Origin of the sequence: Aureimonas sp. AU12, assembly GCF_001463705.1 — a bacterium.
Lineage (GTDB): Bacteria > Pseudomonadota > Alphaproteobacteria > Rhizobiales > Rhizobiaceae > Aureimonas.
This window is the reverse complement of sequence record NZ_BBWH01000001.1, coordinates 71,309-96,291: the sequence shown is the minus strand read 5'-3', so window position 1 is coordinate 96,291 and position 24,983 is coordinate 71,309. Positions and strand designations below refer to the sequence as shown.

Here is a 24,983-nt window from a genome sequence, read left to right as displayed (position 1 = left end):
ATGGGCGACACGCTCCGCCTGACGATCCTCGGCTGCGGCTCGTCACCCGGTACGCCGCGCATCACCGGCGACTGGGGCGCCTGCGACCCCGCCAATCCGCGCAACCGGCGAACGCGTTGCGCTGCTCTGGTCGAGCGGATCGGACCGCGCGGGCGCACCGTCGTCGTGATCGACTGCGGCCCGGATTTTCGTGAGCAGATGCTTGCGGCAAAGGTCGCCCGCATCGACGCCGTTCTAGTGACGCATCCGCATGCCGACCATTTTCACGGCCTCGACGATCTCCGCGGCTACTTTCTCGACAGCCGCCAGCGCGTCGATCTCTATGCCGATGCGCCGACCTACGAGCGCCTGTTCGAGGCGTTCGCCTATTGCTTCCGAACGCCGCCGGGAAGCCAGTATCCGCCCATCGTTCGCCATCGGCTCATCACGCCCGGCGAGCCGTTCACCATCGACGGGCCGGGCGGACCGATCGAGATCCAGCCGTTCGCGCAGGTCCACGGCTCGATCCATTCGCTGGGCTTCCGGATCGGCCCGTTTGCCTACTGTTCCGATGTCAGCGATTTCCCGGCGGCGGCCTGCGAACAGATCGACGGCGCCGAACTGCTGGTGATCGACGCGCTGCAGTATTCGACCCATCCCAGCCATCTCTCGCTGGACGAGGCGCTCGTCTGGATCAAGCGCTTGCGCATGCCCAACGCCTTGTTGACGCACATGCATACGCCGCTGGACTACGCGACGCTCTGCGCGGCGCTACCGGGGCACATCCGTCCGGCCCATGATGGGCTCGAGATCGAGTTCCCAATGGCGAATGAACTCGGCGCGGACTGAACGCCAAAGTTCGGCAACGTCGAAGGCCGGGTTTCCGGGCATTGGAGGCAGTGATGGCGGCTGATTGGCGGTCGGACGCTATCTGGTCTCGATGTCGAAGAAGACGAGGGATAGACGCGTTAACCATATACCCAACGCAATCAATACCTTAGCCTCCGCCGCGTTATGTTCCATAATCCATATTATGCCATCGTTGGATTGTGCCAGATGGGTAGGTCGTCGCGAGTTTGGCACCTGGGTAGTCTCCCCCGATAGTTCTAGCCTCTCTTATCGTCAGTCAGTTGCTCCGACGTCCGAAGTCGGAACCGTCTGGTCCCGACGTCCGAGCCGCGTCATGCATCGATTGACCGATGGCTCGCTTGGCTGGCAAAGAAACGAGAAGCTTCGAACCCCAGCGAGCGCCCCATGGAACCCTCCCGCGACGTCACCCGATTGGTCGAGATCATGCGCGCGCTCCGCGAGCCCGGGTCCGGCTGCCCGTGGGACCTTGAGCAGAGCTTCGATACGATCGTGCCGTATACGATCGAGGAAACCTACGAGGTCGTCGACGCGATCGAGCGCCGCGATCCCGAGGATCTGCGCGAGGAACTCGGCGACCTTTTGCTGCAGGTTGTCTACTTCGCGCAGCTCGCCGCCGAGGCCGAGCTGTTCACCTTCGACGATGTCGTCGAGACCGTGACGCGCAAGATGATCCGACGCCATCCGCATGTCTTCGGCGACGAAACCGCACGAAGCGCACGCTCGGCCAAGGGTCAGTGGGAGCGCATCAAGGCCGAGGAAAAGCGCGAGCGCGCCGAGGCGCGCCGCCTCCGCCACGAGGCGGTGGATGCCGGCAAGGTCGTCACAGGTGACTGGTTGCCCGGCTCTGAGGCCGCGCCGCCGACCGGACTTCTGGCCGGCATTCCCGGCGCGTTCCCGGCGCTGCTTCTGGCCCGCAAGGTGCAGGAAAAGGCCGCGACCGTCGGTTTCGACTGGACCGAGGTGAAGCCGATCATCGCCAAGCTCCGCGAGGAAACCGACGAGTTCGAAACCGTCGTGGCCTCGGCCGATCGCGATGCGCAGGAGGACGAGCTCGGCGATATCCTCTTCACCGCCGTCAATCTCGGGCGCCGCTGCAAGATCGATCCGGATCAGGCCTTACGGCGCACGGTCGCAAAATTCCGCGGGCGGTTTGCGGCGATGGAAGCGAGCGCGGCCCTCGACGCGCGTGACCTGAAATCCATGACGCTGGACGACCAGGAAGCGCTCTGGGTGGCGTCGAAAACCGCCGGCCCCGTCTCCTAGGGCATGTCCAGCGACTATAGGTTCACTGGACATGCCCTGCGATCAGTCGAAGCGGACGTTCGGGTAGCGCGTGCCCATCCGCTGCAGGTCGGTGCGCGCCTGACGCGTCACGTCGAGCACCAGATGAACGCCGCCGTCTTCGAGATCCTCGCGCTCGCGCACGATCGAATTCTCGTAGAGCCACGGCAGAAGCTGCATGCTGTCCGAGGGCACGTCGAGTGCGACCTGATCCGCCCGCCCGGCGATGCGGCGTTCGATATCCGCCAGCAGTGCGTCGACGCCTTCGCCGGTCAAGGCGGAAACGACATGAGCCGTTCGCCCGCCAGGCTGCGAGGCCGCCACCGCTTCGAGATGGGCCCGGGCGCCTTCGTCTAGCCGGTCGACCTTGTTCCAGATCTCGACCACGTGCTCGGGATCGCCGATATCGATTTCCAGATCCGTCAGGATCTTCTCGACATCGGAGGCCTGTGCCCTCGCATCGGGGTCCGACATGTCGCGGACATGTAGGACGATCTCGGCCTCGATCACCTCTTCGAGCGTCGCGCGGAACGCGGCCACCAGATGCGTCGGGAGGTCGGAAATGAAACCGACCGTGTCGGAGAAGATCACTTCGGTGCCGTGCGCGAGCGTGATCCGGCGCAGCGTCGGATCGAGCGTCGCGAAGAGCAGATCCTTCGCCAGAACATCGGCGCCCGTCACCTTGTTGAACAGCGTCGACTTGCCAGCATTGGTGTAGCCGACAAGCGCGATGACGGGATGCGGCGCCTTCTTACGCTTGGCCCGGTGTAGCGTGCGGGTCCGCCGCACCTGCTCCAGTTCCTTTTCGAGCTTCTTGATCTTTTCCTGCAGCTGTCGCCGATCGGACTCGATCTGCGTCTCGCCGGGACCACCGAGAAAGCCGGCACCGCCGCGCTGGCGCTCAAGGTGGGTCCAGCTGCGCACGAGCCGGCCGCGCTGGTAGTTCAGGTGCGCGAGTTCGACTTGAAGACGACCCTCCTTCGTGCGCGCCCGCTTGCCGAAGATCTCGAGGATCAGCCCGGTCCGGTCGAGAACCTTTGCGTTCAGTTCCTTTTCCAGATTGCGCTGCTGCACCGGCGTCAGCGGGTGATCGATGATCACGAGGCCGATCTCCTCGGCCTCCACCAGCGCCTTCAGCTCCTCGACCTTGCCGGAGCCGAGCAGGGTCGCGGGCTGCGCCTTCGACACGGGAATGACGCCGCGCGCGACGATCCGGAGATCGATGGCGGCCGCCAGTCCCTCCGCCTCGATCAGGCGGTCCTCGTCCGTCCGCCGCACGGTCTCCGTGCCCTCGGTGGGGGCCCCGCGCTGCTTGAGCACGGGCACGAAGACCCCTGCCCGCGTTATCGCCTGCTTGTGCTCGATCGGGCCTCGCGGCGCGCTCTCTTTGTCGAGTTCGGTCAATCAGTCTTTCCCGGTTTCGTCTCCACCGTCGTTCATGTTGACGGGCTGCGACGGCATAATCGTGGATATGGCGTGCTTGTAGACAAGTTGCGAGTGCCCGTCGCGACGAAGCAGGACGCAAAAATTGTCGAACGACGTGACCACGCCGGTCAGCTTGACGCCGTTGACGAGAAAGATCGTCAGCGAGATCTTCTGCTTGCGGACGGTGTTGAGGAAGAGATCCTGGAGGTTCTGCGTGCGCTCGGCCATGAGTGGCTTCCGATCTTGTTCTTGGCTTGCTCGCCCGGTAATCGAGAGAGACCTGCTTGTTGGGTCTTGTGCGCCGGCCGACGCGCCGAAGTCGGCGGCAGCCGCGTTCAAGACGACGCGGGCCCGAGGACCCGACGCTGCTCCATTCTCGAACACGTCCGGCCCGTTCTTTCAAGCACCGGTTCTCGTTAGCGGCGATCCGATGACGATTGACGGGGCGAGAACCATCGACCGTATCGAGGCGACATCAGAAGAACTCAAGACTGACCCGAAAGAATTGCTCGACCTGCCGCACAGCACCGGCCTGGACGAAGATGACGACGCGGTCCTTCGCGCGAATCCGTGTCTGTGCGTTCGGTCGCATGAACACGCCGTTGCGCGACACAGCCCCGATTCGCATCCCGTCCGGCAGATCGAGCTCACGCAGCGGCTTTCCGACCAGAGGCGACGTCTCCAGCGCCTCGACCTCAATGACCTCCGCCAGCCCGTTCTGGACCGAGTGCACCGCGCGGATCCGACCTCGCCGGACATGCTGGAGAATGCGCGAGATCGTCACCGACTTCGGGCTGATCACCGCATCGACGCCGATGGATTTCGCCAGCTGCTGGAACGTCCGGCTGTTCAGCAGCGTCATGTTCGAGCGCGCCCCGAGACGCTTCGCCATGGCGCTGGAGAGGAGGTTCACCTGATCGTCGTTCGTCAGCGCGACGAGGAGATCGGCCTCCCGGATTTCCGCCTCCTCGAGGATCAACGGGTCAAGGGCGCTGCCATGCAGCACGATCGTCTTCTTCAGCTCGTCCGCAATCTGAAGCGCGCGCGAGCGGTCCGCCTCGATGATCCGCAGCTTCGAAGCGAGCTTCTGCTTCTCCATGGCGCGCGCCACCGCCACCCCGACATTGCCGCCGCCAGCGATCACGATGCGCCCGACGTCGGGCTCCTCATGGCCGAACAGCGTCAGCGTCCGCCGCACGCGGATCTGCTCGACGACGACGTAGGCGAGATCGGCGGGATAAAGCTGGTCCACCGAGTTCGGAATGAAGATCGCGTCGTCGCGCATGATGCCGACGACCGTGGCGCCGAGATCGGGAAACAATTCGGACAGTTGGCCGAGCGGCGTATTGAGGATCGGACAGTCTTCGCGGCACTCTATGGCCAACAGCGCAATGGCCTCGTCCGAGAAACGGACGGTGTCGAGCGCGCCCGGTAGCGCGATCCGCCGCAAGACCATCTGCGCCACTTCGAGCTCGGGCGAAATCACCACGTCGATCGGCAGGCTGTCGGCCGAGAAGAGCGGGTTGTGGCCGGGCTGGAGATAGGCCTGCGAGCGGATGCGGGCGATCTTCGTCGGCACGTTGAAGAGCGAATGGGCGACCTGGCAGGCCACCATGTTCACCTCGTCGTGCAGCGTCACGGCGATGAGCATGTCGGCCTCGCCCGCACCCGCCTCGGCCAGCACGCTCGGAAAGGCCCCATGGCCGACGATACCGCGGGCGTCGATCGTCTCGCGTATGCCTGCGATCAGCGTTGGCGACGTGTCGATGACCGTCACGTCGTTCTGCTCGGCGGCCAAGCTTTCGGCGATGCCATAGCCGACTTGGCCGGCACCGCAGATGACGATCTTCACGAGGCGTGCTCTCCTGCTAGGGTCAGATGCCCAGCGACTTCAGCTTGCGGTGCAGCGCCGAGCGCTCCATGCCGACGAACTCGGCGGTGCGGGAGATGTTGCCCCCGAAGCGGTTGATCTGCGCGACGAGATACTCCTTTTCGAAGACCTCGCGCGCATCGCGCAGCGGCAGCGCCAGAATGCGCCCGTCGGATTGGCTCGGCGTGCGCGGCAGCATGTCGCCGACCTCGTGCGGCAGCATGTCCGCCGAGATCGCATCCGAGCCGTCGGAGCGCGACAGGATCATCAGCCGCTCGATGTTGTTGCGAAGCTGACGGATGTTGCCCGGCCAGTCGCTCGACTGGAGAACGGCGAGCGCCTCCGGGCTGAGCGCCTTTGGCCGGATGCCGGTCTGCTCGCCGATCTGCTTCATGAACGCGTCGATCAGCATGGGGATGTCGGCGCGCCGATCGGCCAGCGGCGGCACGGCGATCGGCACCACCGCCAGACGATGGAACAGGTCCTCTCGGAACGTACCCTCCGCCATCAGCGATTCAAGGTTCTGCGCCGTCGAGGAGACGATGCGCACATCGACCTTCACCTTCTTGGCGCCGTTGACGCGTTCGAAGGTCTGGTCGGTGAGCACCCGCAGGATCTTGTTCTGCGTCTCTCGCGGCATGTCGCCGACCTCGTCGAGATACAGGACGCCGCCATGCGCCTCCTCGAGCGCGCCGACCTTGCGCTCGACGCCGGGCGGGGTCTCGGTCCCGAACAGTTCGACCTCCATCCGGTCGGGCGTAATCGCCGCTGCGTTCAGCGCCACGAAGGGCCCCTTCGAGCGGGCCGACGCCGCATGGATCGCGCGCGCCACCATCTCCTTGCCGGAACCGGACGGCCCGAGGATCATCACGCGGCTGTTCGTCGGCGCCACGCGTTCGATCGTCTGGCGCAACTGGTTCATCGGGTGCGACTTGCCGAGAAGCTCCGGCGAATCGGAGGACCGGCGCCTAAGCTCCGAGACCTCGCGCTTGAGCTTGGAATTTTCCAGTGCCCGTTCGGCGACCAGAACGAGGCGATCGGCCTTGAACGGCTTCTCGATATAATCATAGGCGCCGCGGCGGATAGCCGACACGGCGGTCTCGATATTGCCGTGACCGGAGATCATGACGACCGGCACGTCCGGGTGCTGCGCCTTGATGGCGTCAAGCATGTCGAGCCCGTCCAGCCGGCTGCCCTGCAGCCAGATGTCGAGGAAGATCAGCCTCGGCACCCTGTCGGCGATGGATTGCAGCGCCGCGTCGGAGTTGCTGGCCGTCCGGGTTTCGTGCCCCTCGTCCTCGAGCAGGCCGGCGACCAGGTCGCGGATATCAGCTTCGTCATCGACGATCAGGATGTCCGATGCCATCAGCGTTCACCATCTTCGTTCGTGTGTGGGCGTGCCGGAGCGATCCGAGCCGGCGCGGGGGCATGCGTGGCGGGAAGCCGGATGCGCACGAGCGCGCCATGTGGCTCGTTCGGCGTGTCGTCGAGTTCGATCGAGCCGCCATGCTCTTCGACGATCTTGCGGACGATGGCGAGGCCGAGCCCCGTCCCCTTCTCCCGCGTCGTCATATAGGGTTCGAGCAGCCGGTCGCGATCCTCGCGAGGAAATCCTCGGCCGTTGTCGGCGATCTCGACGACATGCATGTCGCCTTCGGTACGTGCGCCGATCGAGATTCGGCCCTTGTGGCCCTCCAACGTCTCCATCGCCTCGACCGCGTTCTTCACGAGGTTGCCGAAGGCCTGGGACAGCAGCCGGATGTCGAAGGAGCCGAGTAGCGGCTGGTCGCCGTAGCCGGTGTCGAAGGTGATGCCGTGATCGCCCATCTCGCGCATGAAGACGGCCTCGCGGAGCGCCTCGCGCAGGTCGCGATCCTCCATCTTCGGCTTCGGCATGCGGGCAAAGGTCGAAAATTCGTCGACCATTCGACCGATATCGGAAACCTGCCGGATGATCGTGTCGACGCAGCGGTCGAAGACCTCGCGGTCCCCCTCGATCATCTTGCCGTAGCGGCGGCGGATGCGCTCAGCCGAGAGCTGGATGGGCGTCAGCGGGTTCTTGATCTCGTGGGCAATGCGGCGAGCGACGTCGGCCCAGGCCGAGGAACGCTGCGCATCCACGAGATCGGTGATGTCGTCGATCGTGATGACGCTGGGGTAGGCACCCTCGCCCACCGCTTCGGACGTTACCCGGATCGTCAGCACGCGTTCGCGCTCGCGGGAGCGATGCTTGATCTGCTGCTGGTGCTCGGCATGACGCGAGGCCCGCGCGCTCTCGTAGATCTCGTCGATCAGCGGAAAGCGGACACCGAGCGGCTCGCCGACGGCTTCGCTCGCCGGGGTCGCCAGAATGCGCTCCGCCGAGGGGTTCAACATGCTGATGCGCCCGTCCGCCCCGACGCCGATGACACCGGCCGTGACACCCGACAGCACCGCCTCGGTGAAGCGACGGCGCTCGTCGATCAGGTCCTTGGCGTGAACGAGCTCGTGACGCTGGCTGCGGAGCTGGCGGATCATGTTGTTGAACGTGTTCGACAGCGAGCCGACGTCGCCGTCCGACGCGCGGACCGGCACGGACACGCCGAGATTGCCCTCGCTGACCTCGTCGGCGGCGCCGATCAGGAGACGGATCGGTCGCACCAGCCGGTCGGCGACGCCAATACCGGTCCAGATCGCCGACAGGAGCACGATCAGCGTGATCCCGAGATAAAGCAGCGCGAAGGCGATCTGCAGGTTGAAGCGGTTGCTCTGCAGGCTGGAATATTCGGCGGTTCGCTCTTCCATCAGGCTGAGCGCAGAGATGACCTGCGGATCCACGACGCGCACCGTGTAAAGATAGACGTCGCCGAAGCCGCGCAGCCGCATGACCGCGCCGACCAGATTGGTGACGCCCGGCGGGATGAAAACGAGATTGCCTTCGGCGGCCTGCTGCAGCGCGTCGGTGGGCGGCACCGGAAGCGGACGCTCGACCGGCACGTCGGCCTTCAGGAACGGCGTTCCGTCTTCGGTGAGCAACTGCGCGCCGAGGAGCGAACGCCCCTTCGCCTGCTCGGTCATCAGCTGCTCGAAGCCGGTCCGGTCGAGATCGAAGAGCTGGCGCTGGGCTCCGAGATCGAAGGCCATCGACATCGTCGAGCCCTGCAGGTTGCGGGCGTTCTCGTTGACATAGGCCTTGGCCACGCTGATCGACGAATCGACGATGGCACGCGTGCGGATCTCGAACCAGCGGTCGAGCCCGAGATCGAGCGTGATGCCGGCGACGACGGCGACGAGCAGCGCCGGCAGCGCCGCGACGATCGCAAACAGCACGACGATGCGCACATGCAGGCGCGAGGCCGCCTTGCCGTTCCGCCGCGCGCTCGTCATGCGCAGCACCTCGCGCGCGATGAGCGTGCAGAGCAGAACGACGAAGACGCCGTTGACGAGCGAGGCGATCGTCACGACCCGGTCCGTCGGCGCAATCGGCGTCAGGCCCATCAGCACCACGAAGGAGATCGCGCCCGTCACCAACGCGCCGATGACGGCGAGAATGCCGGGCACCAGCATGAACCGACGGCGCTCGCTCGGCGCCGGCAGATCCCCTTCGGTCGATATCGGCTGTACCGTCATGCCATGCCCACCGTGAATCACGTGGCATGCTTGCAACGTATTGTGTCTAAAATGCAACGAAAAATGAAACGGGTCTTAACGAATTGATCGAACGATCGAGATGTCGAGGTCCCGGATCTTCTTGCGCAGCGTGTTGCGGTTGACCCCGAGAAGGTCCGCTGCCTTCACCTGATTGCCCCGCGTTGCCGCCAGAGCAGCCGCGATCAGCGGATATTCCACCTCGCGCAGGATGCGTCCGTGCAGGCCCGGCGGCGGCAGATCGTTGCCGTAGGATGCGAAATAATCCGACAGGTAGCGTTCCACCGAGGCCGAGAGATCGATCGGCTTGGCGGAGTCGCCGTCACCGCCCGGTGACTTCGCATGATCGTTCGCCAACTCGTGGTCGATCAGTTCGCCGCTGATCTCTTCCTGCGGGTAGAGCGCACAGAGGCGCCGCACCAGATTTTCCAGTTCGCGCACGTTGCCCGGCCAGGAGTAGCGCCGCATTACGTCGAGCGCGCTCGAGGTCAGCGTCTTGCGGGCAAGCCCTTCCTTCTGGACGATGGCGAAGAAATGGTTGGTGAGATCGACGAGATCCTCGATCCGCTCGCGTAGCGGCGGCAGGCGCAGCGGTACGACGTTCAGCCGGTAGAACAGATCCTCGCGGAACAGGCCGCGCTGGATCAGCTGGCGCAGGTCCTTGTTCGTCGCCGAGACGATGCGGACGTCCGTCGCGATCGGCGTCCGGCCGCCGACGACGGTGTATTCGCCCTGCTGGAGCACGCGCAGAAGGCGCGTCTGCGCCTCCATCGGCATGTCGCCGATCTCGTCGAGAAACAGCGTCCCGCCTTCGGCCTGCTCGAACCGACCGCTCGTGCGGCTCTGAGCGCCGGTGAAGGCGCCCTTCTCGTGGCCGAAGAGTTCGGACTCGATGAGATCGCGCGGGATCGCGGCCATGTTGATGGCGACGAAGGGTCCCTTGCGACGGCGCCCGTAGTCGTGGAGCGCGCGTGCCACGAGTTCCTTGCCGGTGCCGGACTCGCCGGTGATCGTCACCGTCAGGTCGGTCTGCATCATGCGCGCCAGAGCGCGATAGATATCCTGCATGGCCGGCGAACGGCCGACAAGGGGGATCGCCTCGCCGCCCTCCTCCGGTCCCGCCAGACGCGTCGAGGCCTTGGGCTCGGCCAGCGCTCGTCGCACGATCGCGACAAGTTCGGTCAAATCGAACGGCTTCGGAATGTAGTCGTAGGCGCCCTTTTCCGAAGCCTTGATGGCCGTCATAAACGTGTTCTGCGCGCTCATGACGATCACCGGCAGGTCAGGCCGGGTGTTCTTGATCTTCGGAAGAATGTCGAAGACGTTGCCATCGGGCATCAGGACGTCGGTGATCGCCAGATCGCCGTCGCCGGAGCTGATCCAGCGCCAGAGCGTCGCGATGTTGGACGTGACGCGCACCTCGAACCCGGCGCGCATCAGCGCCTGCGAAATGACCGTGCGAATGGCGGCGTCGTCGTCCGCCACGAGGATCTGCGACGTCGCCATCAGCGGGTCCGCCTTCCCATGGGTTGGTTGGCTGCCTCGTCGGAGCGCTTGGGGTCCGTCCAGGCCGGCATGAGCACGCGGAACATCGTGTGCCCCGAATGAGACTCGCATTCGATGACGCCGCCGTGGTCGCCGATGATCTTGGCGACGAGCGCGAGGCCGAGGCCCGTACCGCTCGGCTTCGTAGTCACGAACGGATCGAAGATGTGTTCGCGGATGTCGTCGGGCACGCCGACGCCGTTGTCCTCGACGATGAACTCCAGCGGCAGCGTCACGCGTGTCTTGGTTCCCGGCACGGACAGCCGCACACCCGGGCGAAAGGCCGTCGAGAGACGGATCTCGCCATCCTCGCGCCCGGCGACCGCTTCGCTGGCGTTCTTCAGGAGGTTGATGAAGACCTGAACGAGCTGGTCGCGGTTCGCATAGACCGATGGCAACGAGGGATCATAGGTCTCGTGAATGCGGATGCCGCGCGCGAATCCGCTCTTGGCCAGCGTCTTCACATGCTCGAGCACGGAATGGATGTTCACGGCCGAGCGCTCGATCGGGCGCTGGTCGGAGAAGACCTCCATCCGGTCGACGAGCTTGACGATGCGGTCGCTCTCTTCCTGGATGAGGCGCGTCAGCACCCGGTCCTCGTCGGTCGCAGCCGTTTCAAGCAACTGCGCCGCGCCCTTGATGCCGGAGAGCGGGTTGCGGATTTCATGGGCCAGCATCGCCGCCAGCCCCGTAACCGTTCGAGCGGCGGAACGATGGGTCAGTTGCCGGTCCATCTTGTCGGCGATCGAGCGCAACTGGATCATCACCACCAGATGCTCCGGTCGATCCGCCATGCTGGAGACGTAGACATCCACCAGCCGCTCGCCGCCGAGGCGCGGCGACGAGACATCGACCCGATACTCGCTGATCCGCGAATGGTTCTGGCGCACCTGATCGATCAACCCGAAGATGGGGCTGTCATATGGAATGAAGTCGCTGAGCTTGCGTTTGGCGAGGCTGGCGGCACCGGACGAGAAGAACTGCTCGGCGTCGGAGTTCACGAACGCGAACTTGCCGTCGGGCCCGAGCACGAAGACCGGATGCGGAAGCGCGTTCAGAACGCCCGTTTCGGTCGGGGAGAACGAGGCGTCGTCGGAAGGCGTCATCGTGTCAGGCAGCCTTTTGGAATGAAGCGGGGGCGCGATCGACGTCGGCCAGCGAAGCCTCCGCGAACAGAGCGCGGATCTGAGCGACGACCGCAGCGGGATCGACAGCCCGCAACATGGCAGCCTTGTCGAGGGTGAGATCCACGCCGCTCGCGGCCGAGAACGCATCGACATACCAGCCCAAATGCTTGCGGGCATGGCGCATGCCCACGTCGTGGCCATAATGCCGAAGCATCGCCTCATAATGGCCCGACACGAGGTCTCCGAAGCTCTCGCGCCATCGCGCGGCGGGCATCGTTCCCGCGAGCATCGCAGGCAGCCATGGGCGCCCGCAGGCGCCCCGCCCGATCATCACCCCATCCGCCCTGCTCTCGCGACGCATACGAATTTCGCCGGCCCGATCACGAAGATCGCCATTGGCGACCACAGGGATGGACACCGCCGCCTTCACGGCCGCGATGGCCGGCCAATCCGCGTGGCCATCGTAAAACTGATCACGCGTACGGCCATGAACCGTCACGAGGCGGATCCCGGCCGCCTCGGCCCGACGCGCCAGTTCAGGCGCGTTGATCGAGGCGCGATCCCAGCCGAGCCGCATCTTCAGGGTCACGGGCACTGCGCCGGCGCCTTCCACGGTCGCCTCGATCAGACGAAGCGCATGATCGAGGTCTCGCATCAGCGCGGCGCCCGACAGCCCTCCCACGACCTTCTTTGCCGGGCAGCCCATGTTGATGTCGATGAGATCGGCGCCGTCGCTGGCAACCCGCCGCGCAGCTTCGCTCATCGAGCCGGCATCGCGTCCCGCAAGCTGGACGGCATGAAGACCGGAACCATCAGGGCTCGCCCGCAGACGCGTCTCGGTCAGCCCCCGCAACAGTTCGCCGCTGGCGACCATTTCGCTGTAGACGAGTTCCGCCCCGAAGGATCGAACCAGCGCACGGAACGGAACGTCGGTGATCCCGGAGAGCGGAGCCAGAGCAACGCTCGCCGAGAGTTTCAGCGACCCAATCGTCAGCGGAGGCACCACGCGATCCGCGAAAACGCCTACTTCGATATCATCCGTCGAGACTGGCGATAGATTCGTCAACATCGCTGTATCATATCGAGGCATGCTCATTTGACAATCAAAATGGGCGGGACTGCACATAAAATGCTGCAGCGCATTTGCGCAGATCCGGAGGGGAAACCGGGTGCCTCGCGATCCTCCAGCGGCGAACGCTTGCCGCGCTCCCCCTGATATGGTCTTCGCTTCCCATCGAGGAGACGAGGTCGAGATGGCAGAACGAAAGATCGCGGCGGTTCTGGTGGCTGCAGGCCGCGGCGAACGGGCTGGCCGCAGTTCGGAGGGGCCAAAGCAGTATCGCCGCATCGGCGGCAGGCCCGTTCTGTCGTGGACGCTCGCGACCTTTCTCCAGCGCAGCGACATCGACCGGATCGTCGTGGTCATTCATCCCGACGACGAAACGCTTGCCCAAGGTGCGGTCGGTGCGGACACGAACCGGGTTGAACTCGTTCACGGCGCGGCGACGCGGCAGGCTTCGGTTCTCAGGGGGCTTCGGCACCTGCGCAACGACGCGCCCGACATCGTTCTCATCCACGACGCCGTGCGTCCCTTCGCCAGCGACGCCGTCATCGATGCCGTCATCGACGGCACCCGCGCGGGAATGGGCGCGATCCCGGCGATCTCGCTGACCGATACGATCAAACGGTCCAGCGACTGCGCCACGATCATCGAGACGATCGACCGCTCGTCGCTCTTTGCCGCACAGACCCCGCAGGGCTTTCGCTACGACGCCATCCTCACGGCCCACGAAAACGCCGCGGATGCCAGCGACACAACCTTCACGGACGATGCCTCGATCGCCGAATGGGCCGGGCTCGCGGTCGCGCTCGTTCCCGGCGCTGCCGAGAACGTCAAGCTGACGCTGGCGATCGACATCGACGTCGCCGACCGCAAGTTGAAGGGTTCACCGATGATCGACGTTCGCACCGGCAACGGCTACGACGTTCACCAACTCGTACCGGGAGACCATGTGACGCTCTGCGGCGTGCGCATCCCCCATGACCAAACGCTGCTCGGCCATTCCGATGCCGACGTCGGACTTCATGCCCTGACCGACGCTATCCTCGCAACCTGCGGGGCCGGCGACATCGGAACCCACTTTCCGCCGAGCGATCCGCAGTGGCGCGGTGCCGCCTCCGAGATCTTCGTGCGACATGCCGTCGGGATCGTTGGCGATCACGGCGGCCGCATCTGCAACGTCGACATCACCCTGATCAGCGAGGCTCCGAAGGTCTCGCCGCATCGCGAGGCGATGGTGCGGGCCATCGGCGACATGACAGGGCTGACGCCCGACCGGATTTCGGTCAAGGCGACGACGAACGAGACGATAGGCTTTGTCGGTCGGCGCGAAGGCATCGCCGCGATTGCCACCGCCAGCGTCGTCTACGGTGGCTGAGATGACAACCGCCGACGGGATCGAGGCCTTGGCCACCCAGATCGTCGCCCGTGCCACTCAACTCCGGGTACGGATCGTAACGGCGGAGTCCTGCACAGGCGGTCTCGTTGCGGCGGCCCTCACCGGCATTCCCGGTTCCTCGGCGGTTCTCGATCGCGGTTTCGTCACATACTCGAATGCTGCCAAGAGCGAGATGCTCGGGATCCCGGCGTCGACGATCGAGGCCCATGGCGCGGTGTCTCAGGTGGTTGCCAAAGCCATGGCGCGAGGTTCCCTTGCGCATTCGCATGCCGAGATTGCGGTCTCCATCACCGGAATCGCCGGGCCCGGCGGGGCGACCGAGACCAAGCCGGTTGGGCTTGTCCACTTCGGCTGCGCCACAACTTCAGACGCATGGCACCGGGAATGTCGTTTCGGCGACCTTGGACGGTCCGAGGTCCGTAACGCCAGCGTCCTCGTTGCGCTGAACATGCTGTTCTGTGCTTTGGACACAATGGAACCGGTGTCGCGTTAGGTCGCCACCGCCGGCACCCTTGGATAGACCTTATCCGCGCGTTCCTCGAAGGCCGTGGCAAAGCGGCGGAAGGCATAGTCGAACATCGAGCCCATCAGGATGCCGAGCGTGCGGCTCTTGAACTCGTAGTCGATGAAGAAGCGGACTTCGCATCCCGCCGGCACCTCGAGAAAGGTCCAGCGGTTTTCCAGATAACGGAACGGGCCGTCGACATACTTCACGTCGATCTCACGCTCGCCGGGCTTCAGCAGCACCTGAGATGCGAACGTTTCCCGGATCATCTTGTAGGCGACGGTCATGTCGGCAATCAGCAGCGTCTTGCCGTCGCGCTCCTTGCGCGAGCGCACCACAAGCTTCTGGCACAGCGGCAGGAACTCCGGATAACGCTCGACGTCCGCCACCAGTGCGAACATCTCCTCCGGGGTGTGACGGACGGTTCGGGAGTTCTCGAATTTAGGCATCGTCGTCCCGTCGCGTCAGGCCGCGACGGGCTGCTTGGCGAGCCGCGCCACCTTGAGCTTCTCGAAATCCTCGCCAGCGTGATGCGACGAGCGCGTCAGAGGGCTCGAGGCGACCACGAGGAAGCCCTTGGTGTAGCCCACGGTCTCATAGGATTTGAACTCTTCGGGCGTCACGTAGCGAATGACCGCGTGGTGCTTGCGTGTCGGCTGCAGGTACTGCCCGATCGTAATGAAATCGACATCGGCGGTGCGCAGGTCATCCATCAGCTGAAGAATCTCGTTCCGCTCCTCACCCAATCCGACCATGATGCCGGACTTGGTGAAGATCGTCGGATCAAGCTCCTTCACCCGCTGAAGCAGGCGGATGGAATGGAAGTACCGGGCGCCCGGACGGACGGTCAGATAGTTCGAAGGGACGGTCTCGAGATTGTGGTTGAACACGTCGGGCTTCGCCGCGACAACCGTTTCGAGCGCTCCCGGCTTGCGCAGGAAGTCCGGCGTCAGGATCTCGATCGTGGTGCCGGGCGCCGAGGCCCTGATTGCGCGGATCGTTTCGACGAAATGCTGCGCGCCACCATCGGGGAGATCGTCTCGATCGACCGATGTGATGACGACGTGACTGAGGCCCATCTTGGCGACGGCGCGGCCGACGCTGGCCGGCTCTGTCGGATCAAGCGCATGCGGCATGCCGGTGGCAACGTTGCAGAACGCGCAAGCCCGGGTGCAGATCCCACCCATGATCATGAACGTCGCGTGCTTTTTCTCCCAGCATCCCCCGATGTTCGGGCAGCCCGCCTCTTCACAAACCGTGACGAGGTTGTCGGCTTTCACGATGCTGCGGGTCTCTTGGTAACCCGCGGAGACCGGCGCCTTCACGCGGATCCAGTCGGGCTTCGGCAGAACCTCGCTGTCAGGCCGATGCGCCTTTTCGGGATGGCGTGGCCGGGGAGAAACCCCGGCCACGGAACGGCTGTCGAGAACGGTGACCATGAAGCCTACTTAAGACAGGCCACCGCTCGACGCAACGCGACTTACGCGCGGCCGCGAATGGCACGCCAGATGAAGATCAGGATGCAGGCGCCGACAATGGCGACGATGAACTGAACGATCAGCGACGGCGCCGTGTAGACGCCGAGCAGACCGAGAATGAAATTGAGGAACAACGCGCCAACGATGCCGAGAATGATGTTGGTGAGAAGGCCGACATTGGCCTTCATGATCTTCTCGGCGATGAACCCGGCGAGACCGCCGAGAATGATCGACATAATAATTCCGACGCCGTTCATACCCTACTCCTGTTTTACCTGCGGCACTTTCGCTCGCCTAACGGGTAAATGGACCAAAATGTGACGGGTCAAGTCTCCGTGTCGTGAGATTCCGACAAGGCGGCGGCGAAAATCGACGCCGCGGCCGGATTCACATGTGAATGACCTTCCCGTAGGCGTCGAGAACGCTCTCGTGCATCATTTCCGAGAGGGTTGGATGCGGGAAAACCGTGTGCATCAGGTCTTCTTCGGTGGTCTCAAGGCCCATGGCGATCACAAAGCCGTGGATCAACTCGGTGACTTCCGCACCCACCATGTGGGCGCCCAACAGTTCGCCGGTCTTCGCATCGAAAACCGTCTTGACCATTCCGTCCGGCTCCCCGAGGGCGATGGCCTTGCCGTTGCCGATAAAGCGGAACCGGCCGACCTTCACCTCACGTCCGCCCTCCTTCGCTTTCGCCTCGGTAAGGCCCACAGAAGCGATCTGCGGCTGGCAGTAGGTGCATCCCGGGATCTGCGTCTTCTTCATCGGATGCGCGTCGAGGCCTTTGATCTTCTCGACGCAGATCGTGCCCTCATGCTCGGCCTTGTGCGCCAGCATCGGCGCGCCCGCGACGTCCCCGATCGCGTAGACGCCCTCGACGTTGGTGCGCCCGTACGCATCGATCTTAACGAGGCCGCGCTCGATGACGACGCCGACGCCCTCGAGGTTCAGGCCCTCGGTATTGCCCTGCACGCCGACGGCGGAGATCAGCCGTTCGGCGGAGAGAACCTGCGTCTTCCCGCCCTGCTCGATCGTCACCTCGACACCGGACCCGGTCTTGGCGACCTTGGCAACCTTGGCGTCGATGAGGATCTTCATCCCCTGCTTCTCGAACTGCTTGCGCGCCACGGCGGCGATCTCGGCGTCCTCGACGGGAAGGATCTGCGGCAGGAGCTCGACCACCGTCACATCTGCACCCATGGTCCGGTAGAACGAGGCGAACTCTATGCCGATCGCACCCGATCCCATGACGATGAGCGACTTTGGCATCGCCGCCGGCTTCATCGCCTCGAAATAGGTCCAGATGCGGTCGCCGTCCGGCTCGATCCCCGGCAGCACGCGCGGACGCGCACCCGTCGCGACGATGACGTGCTTCGCCTTGTAGGCCCCATGGCCCAGAACGCCTTTCGGCACCGGGTTCTGCGGCAGCACGGCGGGCTTGCTGGGCTCGCCTACGGTCACTTCGACGGGACCGCCCTTCCCGGCCTTCGACAGCTTGGCCTCGCCCCAGATGATATCGATCTTGTTCTTCTTCATCAGCATGGAGACGCCGCCATTGAGCTGCGCCGACACGCCGCGTGAGCGCTTGACCACGGCGTCCATCTGGAAGCTCGGCTTGGCGATCTCCAGCCCGTAATTCTGCGCGTGCTCCGCGTAGTGGTAGATCTCGGCGGAGCGCAGCAAGGCCTTCGTGGGAATGCAGCCCCAGTTGAGGCAGATACCGCCCATGTGCTCGCGCTCGACGACGGCCGTCTTGAAGCCGAGTTGCGCGGCCCGGATCGCCGCGACGTATCCGCCGGGTCCGCCGCCGATGATGAGGATGTCGTAGGTGTCGGTCATGGGCTTCGTGTCCGTTCGGTTCGACCGAGGTCGTTGGGTCCGCGCCATCTGGCGCAACGGGAAATCAGTCCTGCAGCAGCGGCTCCAGCGCGGCCGCAATCGCGAGCCCCAGCTTTCGTGTGTTGGCTGCGTCGAGATGGATGCCGTCGAGCGGCGTCGCCTCGCAGACAGCCGAGGCCGCGACGTGATGGCAGCCTAACTCGGCCGCCAGCCGTCCATAGGCTTGCGAGAACGTGTTCGAGGCTTCGATGGCGAAGCCGAACATCTCGTCGAAGGCTGCGTCCGCGGTCGGAACAAGAGCCGGCGGCGAGACGATCAGGATCTCCGGCGAAGCGTATCCGAACGAGGAGGCAAACGAGCGGGTGATCTCCACCAGACGCTCGACTCCGCGGACGGCTTCGAACACGCGTCCGCCGCCGGTGTGCCGCTTCAGGTCGTTGCTTCCAAGCGCGATGATCAGGATATCGACGGGCTCGTGCGTCGCCAGAATCGTCGGGAGCAGACGCGTGCCGTTCCGATCCGCCGCTGTCAGATGATCGTCATAGGCCGTCGTACGCCCGTTCAATCCCTCGGCAATGACCCGGACGCGTCCAGACAGGGCATCCGCCACGATGCTCGGCCAGCGATCGTCGTAGGCGTGACGTCCGGGGCCGCTCGCATCGTAGCCCCAGGTCAACGAGTCGCCGTAGCAGAGTACGGTCTTCATCCCGCAGCCTCCCCGCCGCCACCGTTCTGTTTCGCTCACACGAGCATGCTCATCGGGTTCTCGATCAACTGCTTAAACGCCGAGATCAGTTCGGCGCCCAGCGCTCCGTCCACCGCGCGGTGATCCGTCGAAAGCGTCACCGTCATCACCGTCGCGACGACGACCGCACCGTTCTTAACGACGGCGCGCTCCTCGCCGGCTCCCACGGCCAGGATCGTGGCATGCGGCGGGTTGATGACCGCCGAGAAGTCCTTGATGCCGAACATACCGAGATTGGACACCGCCGTGGTGCCACCCTGATACTCTTCGGGCTTCAGCTTGCGGGACCGGGCACGCTTGGCGAGGTCCTTCATCTCGTTCGAGATGGCCGACAGCGTCTTCTCGTCGGCGCGTCGGATGATGGGCGTGATGAGTCCACCATCGATCGAGACTGCGACGCCGACATCGGCGTTCTTGTGCTTCAACATGGCCGTCTCGGTCCACGAGACGTTGGCGTTCGGCACCGCCTTGAGCGCGCCCGCCATCGCCTTGATGACCATGTCGTTGACCGAAAGCTTGTAGGCAGGACGCTCTCCTGCCTCCGACTTCACGGTCGGGGCGGCGGCGTTCAGCTGCTTGCGCAGCGCCAGAAGCGCATCGAGTTCGCAGTCCACCGACAGGTAGAAGTGCGGCACGGTCTGCTTCGACTCGACGAGCCGCTTGGCGATCGTCTTGCGCATGCCGTCATGCGGGATCTTCTCGTAAGACCCCTCGGCGAACAGCTTGAGCACCGACTCGTCACTCGCCGGCTTGGCAGCAGCCGCCGGGACGGGCGCTGCCGATGTCTGCGGCGCGTCGCTCGCCTTGGATTTCGCAGCCGGCGGCACCGACACATCGAAACTCTCGACGTCCGTTTTCACGATGCGACCATGCGGACCCGAGCCGGTTACCGACGAAAGATCGACGCCCTTGTCCTTGGCGATGCGGCGCGCGAGCGGCGAGGCGAAGACGCGGTCTCCGCTCGTCGGCGCAGAGGTGGATGCCGGCGCGGACGCGCCTGAACCCGTAGAAGCCGTTTCAGCCGGGCGCTGATCGCCACGCTGATTGACGTTCTTGGCGTCCGCGACGGTGCCGATCACGGCATCGTCAGCCTTGGCGTCGGACGAGCCGGCGCCGCCACCGGACGAGGCGGCCTCGGCGCTCTCACCGTCGATCGCCAGGATCGCGATGACGGCGTTGACCTTCACGCCTTCCGTTCCCGCTGGCACGACGATCTTGGCGACGATGCCTTCGTCGACCGCCTCGACTTCCATCGTCGCCTTGTCGGTCTCGATCTCCGCGATGACGTCGCCGGACGAGACCTTATCGCCCTCCTTTACCAGCCACTTCGCCAGGTTGCCCTCTTCCATCGTAGGCGAAAGGGCCGGCATCGTGATGTTGGTGGGCATTACAAGCTCCCGCGATTCATGGGGCCTCGATCAACTCAAGGCGAAATTTGCCGGACTGGGCGCCACCGGCGTGAATGGGCCGGTGTCGTGAATCTCAAATGGTCGAGCCCGCATCGCAAAGCTCATACGAGCCTCACGCAACGGCGGCTCGGCCTCGTTCAGGGCATCGATCCTGCCAATGACGAGACGGCATGCCAAACCAAATCGGATGGCGACGGCCGGAAGTTCGACCGCCCAGCACATGTCATCGACTGGAATGCGCTGGGTTCGATCTCCGCGGCAGCCGCCATCCGAATGATCCTAGCGGTAGCAGACGGCGTTCACCGCCTCGATCACGTCCTTCACCGTCGGCAGCGCCAGCTTCTCGAGATTGGCCGCGTAAGGCATCGGGACGTCCTTGCCGCAGACCTTCAGCACAGGCGCATCCAGATAATCGAATGCGCGGACCATGAGCTGCGAAGCGATCTCGGAGCCGATCGAGCCCTGCGGCCAACCTTCTTCGACGGTGACGCAACGATTGGTCTTCTTGACCGAACGCACGATCGCATCGACGTCCATCGGACGGATCGTCCGAAGATCGATGATCTCAGCGTCGATCCCGTCCTTGGCGAGCTGCTCGGCGGCCGCTACGGCGTAGGTCATGCCGATGCCGAACGAGACGATCGTCACGTCCTTGCCCTTGCGATGAACACGAGCCTTGCCGATCGGCACGGTCCAGTCGTCGCCCTGCGGCACTTCGAAGGACTGGCCGTAGAGGATCTCATTCTCGAGGAAGACCACCGGATTGGGATCGCGGATGGCCGACTTCAGCAAGCCCTTCGCGTCGGCTGCCGTATAGGGCATCACGACCTTCAGGCCCGGGATCTGGCCGTACCAGGCGGCATAATCCTGGCTGTGCTGCGCCGCGACGCGAGCCGCCGCGCCGTTCGGGCCACGGAACACGATCGGGCAGCCCATCTGGCCGCCCGCCATGTAGAGCGTCTTGGCCGCGGAGTTGATGATCTGGTCGATGGCCTGCATGGCGAAATTGAACGTCATGAACTCGACGATCGGGCGCAGACCGCCGAAGGCCGCGCCGACGCCCAGACCGGCGAACCCGTGCTCGGTGATGGGCGTGTCGACGACGCGGCGGGCACCGAACTCGTCCAGCAGACCCTGGCTGATCTTGTAGGCGCCCTGATATTCGGCGACCTCTTCGCCCATCAGGAAGACGCCCTCGTCCCGGCGCATCTCTTCGGCCATCGCGTCGCGCAACGACTCGCGCACGGTCTGCGTGGCCATCTTCGTTCCAGCCGGGATCTCTTCGGCGTAGTCGCCGTCGGCATCGTCCGGCTCGGGATGCGACATTCCCTGCGCCGGCACGGGCGCGGGCTTGGCCTTCTCCGCAGGCTCGGCGTTCGACGTGTCGTCGGTCGAGGCCGTTGCCTTCGGCTCGGCCTTCGCTGGCGTCGATCCGATATCGCTGGCGCTCTCGCCCTCGGCGAGCAGGATCGCGATCACGGCGTTGACCTTCACGCCTTCGGTTCCCGCCTGCACCACGATCTTCCCGAGGACGCCATCATCGACGGCCTCGACCTCCATGGTCGCCTTGTCGGTCTCGATCTCGGCGATGACGTCGCCTGGGGCGACGGTATCGCCCTCCTGCTTCACCCATTTCGAGAGCGTTCCTTCCTCCATCGTCGGAGAAAGCGCGGGCATCAAAATCTCGGTCGGCATGGCGCCCTCTTACTCTGCAGCCTGCGGGATCTCGTCGGCGTAGATGTCGGTCCACAGCTCCGACGGGTCCGGCTCGGGATCGTTCTGGGCGAATTCGGCGGCATCGGCGACGATGTCGCGGACGTCCTTGTCGAAAGCCTTCAACTCGTCTTCGCTCATACCGTGCAATTCGACGAGACGCTGGCGTACCTGCTCGATCGGATCATGATCGGCGCGCATCTTTTGAACTTCGTCGCGCGTCCGGTACTTCGCAGGATCCGACATCGAGTGACCGCGATAGCGATAGGTCATCATCTCGAGGATCATCGGGCCTTCGCCATCGCGGCAATGCTGGATCGCCAGATCGCCGGCGGCCTTCACGGCCCGCACGTCCATTCCGTCGACCTGGATGCCCGGAATCTTGAAGGAGATGCCGCGGTGGGCGAAGTTCGTCTCGGCCGAGGCGCGGCTGACCGACGTACCCATGGCATAGCGGTTGTTCTCGATGATGTAGATCACCGGAAGCTTCCAGAGCGAGGCCATATTGAAGCTCTCGTAGACCTGCCCCTGGTTCGACGCGCCGTCGCCGAAATAGGTGATGGCGACGGAGTCGTTGCCCTTGTAGCGGTTCGAAAAGGCCAAACCTGTGCCGATCGACACCTGCGCCCCGACGATGCCGTGACCACCGTAGAAATGCTTCTCCTTGGAGAACATGTGCATCGAGCCGCCCTTGCCCTTCGAGTAGCCGGAACGGCGACCCGTGAGCTCGGCCATGACGCCGCGCGATTCCATGCCGGTGGCCAGCATGTGGCCATGGTCACGATAGCCGGTGACGACCTGATCACCGTGCTTCATCGACATCTGCATGCCGACGACGACTGCCTCCTGCCCGATGTAGAGATGGCAGAACCCGCCGATGAAGCCCATGCCGTAGAGCTGGCCCGCCTTCTCCTCGAAGCGGCGGATCAGGAGCATGTCGCGATAGGCACGGACCTCCTCGTCCTTCGAGAATTCGAGCGGCGCGGGCGGATCGAAACTCTTCAGCGTCTTGACGATTTCGGCGGAGGATGCGGCGTCCTGTGCAGCGACGTCGATGCCACCGCTCTTCTGCTTGCCCGAGGCCATGTAGGCTCCCTATCCCTTGACGCCCACCGTGCGTGGGCCAATTTTCGCCAAGTATACCGGGGCCGACTACCGTAGCAAGCGTACCAACTCGCTTTAACCGCCAAGCGGTTCAAATGTCGCAAACGCGATGAATGAACCAGACTGCGGTTATTCTTGGTTCGCCTGTGGGAAGTTGAGGATCGTGATTTCGTCTTCGTTGGACATATTGAGGGCACGTCGTGCCCGTTCGTCAATCATGTCTCGTTCGAACGTGCCGTCGCTCAGCAGCTTGACCCGTTGCTCCAGAGCTTTTCGCTCGGTGAGCAAGTCTTCGTAGACCTGAGCCTTCCGGATCAGTTCGGCCTGCATGACCAGCCCGGCTTCGACGCCGTAACGCCCGCCCTGTGACTGCTGCGCGAAGTAGACGAGGCAGGGAATCGTGATCGCGGGAACGATCAGCGGCTTCAGCCAGGATTTGCGTTTCTGTCGCGTCTGCATGGGTCGATCTCCTCGCCCAACCTTCGCACGCCCGCCGTTGAGATTGCGTTAAGGCTAACATTCGGCAGCTCGCGATGTCGGGTGGCTCCCAGAGGCAAAGGCAGCCGTTGGCGCAATTCTTTGCCTCTGAGCCAGACCCGTCAACGCTGCCCCTCGCACAGGCGCGAGCAGCATGCCGACGGTGCGAGTCGGTGGGCCTCCAAACGAAAGAAGGCGCCCGATCGGGCGCCTTCCAGTCTTGGCCGAGAATTGGGACCCCTAGCGGGCGCGCAGGATCGAACGGCCGGCGTAGACCGCCTGGTCGCCGAGCTCTTCCTCGATGCGCAGGAGCTGGTTGTACTTCGCGAGCCGGTCGGACCGGGCGAGAGAACCGGTCTTGATCTGCCCGCAATTCGTCGCGACCGCGAGGTCGGCGATGGTCGAATCCTCGGTCTCGCCCGAGCGATGCGACATCACGGCCGTGTAGCCGGCGCGGTGGGCGACGCTCACCGCATCGAGCGTCTCGCTGAGTGTCCCGATCTGGTTGACCTTGACGAGGATCGAGTTGGCGACCTTCTTCTCGATGCCTTCGCGCAGGCGAACCGAATTGGTCACGAAGAGATCGTCGCCGACGAGTTGCACCTTCGAACCGATCTTGTCGGTGAGGCTCTTCCAGCCCGCCCAGTCGTCCTCGCCCATGCCGTCCTCGATCGAGATGATCGGGTAGGCGCCCGCGAGTTCGGCGAGATAGGAGGCCATCTCTTCGCCGGAAAGCTTGCGGCCTTCGCCTTCGAGATCGTAGACGCCGTTCTTGAAGAACTCCGTCGATGCGCAGTCGAGCGCCAGGTAGACGTCCTCGCCGGGCTTGTAGCCGGCCTTCTCAATGGAGCCGAGCACAAAGTCGAGCCCGGCCTTCGCCGATGCGAGGTTCGGGGCGAAGCCGCCCTCGTCGCCGACATTGGTGTTGTGGCCGGCGTCCTTCAAAGCCTTCTTCAGCGTGTGGAAGATTTCGGCGCCCATGCGCAGCGCCTCGCGGAAGCTCTCCGCGCCGACCGGCATGATCATGAACTCTTGGAAGTCGATCGGATTGTCGGCATGCGCGCCGCCATTGATGATGTTCATCATCGGCACGGGCAGGACGTGGGCCGAGGCGCCGCCGACATAGCGGTAAAGCGGCAGGCCGGCCGAGTCGGCCGCGGCCTTGGCAACGGCGAGTGAAACGCCGAGGATGGCGTTGGCGCCGAGGCGGCTCTTGTTCGGCGTTCCGTCGAGCGAACGCAGGACCGAGTCGATGCGGATCTGGTTCTCGGCCTCGAAGCCCACGATGGCTTCGAGAATGTCGTTGTTGACGGCCTGCACGGCCTGCTGCACGCCCTTGCCGCCGTAGCGCTCGTCGCCGTCGCGCAGTTCCACCGCTTCGTGCGCTCCGGTGGAGGCACCGGACGGAACGGCGGCACGGCCCATGGAGCCGTCTTCGAGGAAGACGTCCACCTCGACCGTCGGATTGCCGCGACTGTCCAGGATCTCCCGGCCGATGATGTCGATGATCGCCGTCATGCTCGTCTCCCG

General features: G+C 64.4%; 22 protein-coding genes. 4 read left to right on the top strand and 18 right to left on the bottom strand.

The window, feature by feature from the left end; genetic code table 11:
* Together AUL33_RS00535 and mazG are read left to right on the top strand one after the other, a co-directional pair.
* Complete coding sequence (locus AUL33_RS00535) at positions 1-828, top strand: MBL fold metallo-hydrolase (protein ID WP_062202568.1); 828 nt, start codon at positions 1-3, stop codon at positions 826-828.
* A gap of 405 nt (positions 829-1,233) precedes the next feature.
* Positions 1,234-2,112 (top strand): nucleoside triphosphate pyrophosphohydrolase, encoded by an 879-nt coding sequence (gene mazG, locus AUL33_RS00530; RefSeq protein WP_062202566.1) that lies wholly within the window; start codon positions 1,234-1,236, stop codon positions 2,110-2,112.
* A 42-nt stretch (positions 2,113-2,154) separates the two neighbouring features.
* Here mazG and hflX read toward each other — a convergent pair whose 3' ends face one another.
* From hflX to AUL33_RS00490, 8 genes are all read right to left on the bottom strand, one after another.
* Positions 2,155-3,477: a GTPase HflX gene (hflX, locus tag AUL33_RS00525; RefSeq protein ID WP_062202742.1), complete on the bottom strand. Its 1,323-nt coding sequence runs from the start codon at positions 3,475-3,477 to the stop codon at positions 2,155-2,157.
* A gap of 57 nt (positions 3,478-3,534) precedes the next feature.
* Positions 3,535-3,783, bottom strand: a complete 249-nt coding sequence (gene hfq / locus AUL33_RS00520; protein ID WP_062202564.1) for an RNA chaperone Hfq — start codon at positions 3,781-3,783, stop codon at positions 3,535-3,537.
* Positions 3,784-4,030: 247 nt separating this feature from the next.
* Positions 4,031-5,407, bottom strand: coding sequence for a Trk system potassium transporter TrkA (gene trkA, locus AUL33_RS00515; protein WP_062202563.1), 1,377 nt, complete (start codon positions 5,405-5,407; stop codon positions 4,031-4,033).
* 22 nt (positions 5,408-5,429) lie between these two features.
* Positions 5,430-6,791 carry a sigma-54 dependent transcriptional regulator gene (locus AUL33_RS00510; RefSeq protein ID WP_062202556.1) on the bottom strand — a complete coding sequence of 454 codons (1,362 nt, stop codon included), beginning with the start codon at positions 6,789-6,791 and terminating at the stop codon, positions 5,430-5,432.
* A complete protein-coding gene (locus AUL33_RS00505; RefSeq protein WP_062202554.1) occupies positions 6,791-9,034 on the bottom strand; it encodes a PAS domain-containing sensor histidine kinase in 2,244 nt (747 codons plus the stop codon). The genes AUL33_RS00510 and AUL33_RS00505 overlap by 1 nt, the downstream gene beginning before the upstream one ends.
* A gap of 75 nt (positions 9,035-9,109) precedes the next feature.
* Positions 9,110-10,558 (bottom strand): nitrogen regulation protein NR(I), encoded by a 1,449-nt coding sequence (gene ntrC / locus AUL33_RS00500; RefSeq protein WP_062202552.1) that lies wholly within the window; start codon positions 10,556-10,558, stop codon positions 9,110-9,112.
* Positions 10,558-11,703 (bottom strand): nitrogen regulation protein NR(II), encoded by a 1,146-nt coding sequence (locus AUL33_RS00495; RefSeq protein ID WP_062202550.1) that lies wholly within the window; start codon positions 11,701-11,703, stop codon positions 10,558-10,560. Before AUL33_RS00495 ends, ntrC begins: the two co-directional genes overlap by 1 nt.
* Before the next feature lie 4 nt (positions 11,704-11,707).
* On the bottom strand, positions 11,708-12,850 hold the full coding sequence (locus tag AUL33_RS00490) for a tRNA-dihydrouridine synthase (RefSeq protein WP_244491793.1): 1,143 nt from the start codon (positions 12,848-12,850) through the stop codon (positions 11,708-11,710).
* Between the two features lie 127 nt (positions 12,851-12,977).
* Here AUL33_RS00490 and AUL33_RS00485 point away from each other — a divergent pair, with 127 nt between their 5' ends.
* Together AUL33_RS00485 and AUL33_RS00480 are read left to right on the top strand one after the other, a co-directional pair.
* Positions 12,978-14,162 (top strand): bifunctional 2-C-methyl-D-erythritol 4-phosphate cytidylyltransferase/2-C-methyl-D-erythritol 2,4-cyclodiphosphate synthase, encoded by a 1,185-nt coding sequence (locus AUL33_RS00485; RefSeq protein WP_062202737.1) that lies wholly within the window; start codon positions 12,978-12,980, stop codon positions 14,160-14,162.
* 1 nt (position 14,163) lies between these two features.
* Positions 14,164-14,676, top strand: coding sequence for a CinA family protein (locus tag AUL33_RS00480; RefSeq protein ID WP_062202548.1), 513 nt, complete (start codon positions 14,164-14,166; stop codon positions 14,674-14,676).
* Here AUL33_RS00480 and AUL33_RS00475 read toward each other — a convergent pair.
* From AUL33_RS00475 to eno, 10 genes are all read right to left on the bottom strand, one after another.
* Complete coding sequence (locus AUL33_RS00475; RefSeq protein WP_062202546.1) at positions 14,673-15,137, bottom strand: type II toxin-antitoxin system RatA family toxin; 465 nt, start codon at positions 15,135-15,137, stop codon at positions 14,673-14,675. The two genes, AUL33_RS00480 and AUL33_RS00475, sit on opposite strands and share 4 nt — an antisense overlap.
* 15 nt (positions 15,138-15,152) lie before the next feature.
* Entirely contained in the window at positions 15,153-16,127 is a 975-nt protein-coding gene (lipA, locus tag AUL33_RS00470; protein ID WP_062202544.1) for a lipoyl synthase, read from the bottom strand.
* A 41-nt stretch (positions 16,128-16,168) separates the two neighbouring features.
* Positions 16,169-16,423 (bottom strand): GlsB/YeaQ/YmgE family stress response membrane protein, encoded by a 255-nt coding sequence (locus AUL33_RS00465; RefSeq protein ID WP_062202541.1) that lies wholly within the window; start codon positions 16,421-16,423, stop codon positions 16,169-16,171.
* A 130-nt stretch (positions 16,424-16,553) separates the two neighbouring features.
* On the bottom strand, positions 16,554-18,005 hold the full coding sequence (lpdA, locus tag AUL33_RS00460; protein ID WP_062202539.1) for a dihydrolipoyl dehydrogenase: 1,452 nt from the start codon (positions 18,003-18,005) through the stop codon (positions 16,554-16,556).
* Positions 18,006-18,069: 64 nt separating this feature from the next.
* Positions 18,070-18,711 (bottom strand): SGNH/GDSL hydrolase family protein, encoded by a 642-nt coding sequence (locus AUL33_RS00455; RefSeq protein ID WP_062202537.1) that lies wholly within the window; start codon positions 18,709-18,711, stop codon positions 18,070-18,072.
* A gap of 35 nt (positions 18,712-18,746) precedes the next feature.
* On the bottom strand, positions 18,747-20,138 hold the full coding sequence (locus AUL33_RS00450) for a pyruvate dehydrogenase complex dihydrolipoamide acetyltransferase (protein ID WP_062202535.1): 1,392 nt from the start codon (positions 20,136-20,138) through the stop codon (positions 18,747-18,749).
* A gap of 300 nt (positions 20,139-20,438) precedes the next feature.
* Positions 20,439-21,854, bottom strand: coding sequence for a pyruvate dehydrogenase complex E1 component subunit beta (locus tag AUL33_RS00445; protein ID WP_062202533.1), 1,416 nt, complete (start codon positions 21,852-21,854; stop codon positions 20,439-20,441).
* A 9-nt stretch (positions 21,855-21,863) separates the two neighbouring features.
* Positions 21,864-22,958, bottom strand: coding sequence for a pyruvate dehydrogenase (acetyl-transferring) E1 component subunit alpha (gene pdhA / locus AUL33_RS00440; protein ID WP_082652220.1), 1,095 nt, complete (start codon positions 22,956-22,958; stop codon positions 21,864-21,866).
* A 147-nt stretch (positions 22,959-23,105) separates the two neighbouring features.
* On the bottom strand, positions 23,106-23,435 hold the full coding sequence (locus AUL33_RS00435) for a septum formation initiator family protein (protein WP_062202531.1): 330 nt from the start codon (positions 23,433-23,435) through the stop codon (positions 23,106-23,108).
* A gap of 258 nt (positions 23,436-23,693) precedes the next feature.
* The gene (gene eno / locus AUL33_RS00430; RefSeq protein ID WP_062202527.1) at positions 23,694-24,971 is read right to left on the bottom strand and encodes a phosphopyruvate hydratase; all 1,278 of its coding nucleotides are present in this window, start codon (positions 24,969-24,971) and stop codon (positions 23,694-23,696) included.
* Positions 24,972-24,983 lie beyond the last annotated feature (12 nt).